The 1594-nt window shown below is 70.1% G+C and carries 1 pseudogene; it reads right to left on the bottom strand.

Annotation, left to right across the window (positions count from 1 at the left end):
• A pseudogene (locus tag ACF8ME_RS01365) lies at positions 1-1594 on the bottom strand (hypothetical protein); the annotation flags it as partial.

The raw sequence follows: 1594 nt of genomic DNA, 5'->3' as shown, positions 1-1594 counted from the left end.
TCGGTGTAGGTGTAGCGGTGCAATGCGTCCTGGACTGTGCGGCCCTGGCTGTCGCGCTGCACGGGCGCTGGTGCTGACGGTGCGTTGTCCTGCACCAGCCTGCCGAAGCCCTGGTAGCGGTAGTCGGTCTTGTGCAGGCCGGCTGGTGGCCCCTCCTGCTCGATGGCGCGGATGCGCGGGCCCACGCCGTAGCGGTAGCGCTGGCTGAGGATGGGTGCGCTGCCTTGTGATGTGCCTTGTGATGTGCCTTGCCCGGTGGTCTGCTGCGTGAGGCGCCCGGCAATGTCGTATTGGCGCGAGGTGGCCAGGCCATTGCCTGCCGTGTAGTGCTGCAGGCCGTTGAAGGCGTCTGTTTGGATGTCGCCGACCACCGTCTGCGCGGGCAGCAGGCGTTCGAGCAAGCCTGTGGCGCCGGCGCCCAGCCAGTGGTCGCTGGCCTGCAGCAGGCCGGCCACCCAGGCGCTTTGCAGTTGCAGCCCTTGCATGCTGGCGCCGTCGCTGGCGGGGCCGCGCCGGGTGACGAGCACGCGGCCATCGGCCAGGGTGCGGCTGTGGACCCGGCCGTCCGGGCCATAGCGCGTGGCGGTGCGATAGGCATGCTCGGCCTGGCCGTCGGGCGTGGCCAGCCCAATGGTGCGTGCCACGGGGCGGCCCAGGGCGTCGTATTCGATGGACTCGCGCTGCCAGTTGCTGTCGATGGTCTGCAGCAGCCGGCCCTGGTAGTGCAGCAGGGTTTGCGAGGAAGAGCGACGATCTGCGCCGGGCGCCGCTTCGTAGCGCTTGGCCAGCAGACGCCCGCTGGGGGCGTATTGGTAGTGGGTGCTGCTGCCGTCGGCGCGGGTGTGCACCAGCAATTGATCGGCTTCGTTGTAGCGTGCGCTTTGGCGGCCATGATCGGCAAGCTGGAGCCAGACGGTGCGGCCGAAGTCGTCGTGCAGGGCCTGGCGGCGTTCGGCGGGTTGGGTGCTCCGGGATTGGCTGGTGATCTGCTCCATCGCCGCGCTGGCCGGGCCTTGCAATGCCAGCCGTACCGCCCCATCGGGCGTTTGCGACAGGCTGGCATGGAGACTGCCGTTGTCCAGCCAGCGCGTGCGGGTGTCGTCGCCATCGGTGTGCTGGAGCAGCTCGCCCGCGTCGCCGTAGGTGTAGCTGTCCAGGCGCCCATCGGGCAGGAGGCGGTGGCTCAGGCGCCCTTGCGCATTCCAGCCGTAGTAGGCCGCACGTTCGGGGAGGTCCTGGCCTTCGCGGTACAGGCCCAGCCGCTTGATGCGGCCTTCGCTGTCGCGCTCGATCTGGCCCCGGTTGCCCAGGCCATCGAGCCTAGCCTGGGTGCTGCCCTGGTAGGCCCAGGTGATGCTGCGGCCTGCCGTGTCGATGGCCTGGCTGGGGCGGCCCAGGGCGTCGTGGCGGATGCGGTATGGATTCAGGCTCAGCCGGCTGCTGGCGCGGGGCTGGCCGTCGGCGTCCAGCAGCCAGCCGCTGGTGGTGATTTCTTCGGCCTGCAGGGCGTTGGCGGACAGGGCGCTGTAGCGCATCTGGCGCTGAAGGCGCCGCACGCCGTCGTCTTCGGTGCGGGTCGTGATGCGCCCGGCCT

Source organism: Delftia sp. WSY_7 (assembly GCF_043104845.1).
Taxonomy (GTDB): domain Bacteria; phylum Pseudomonadota; class Gammaproteobacteria; order Burkholderiales; family Burkholderiaceae_C; genus Comamonas; species Comamonas tsuruhatensis.
This window is presented reverse-complemented; position numbering and strand designations above follow the sequence as displayed.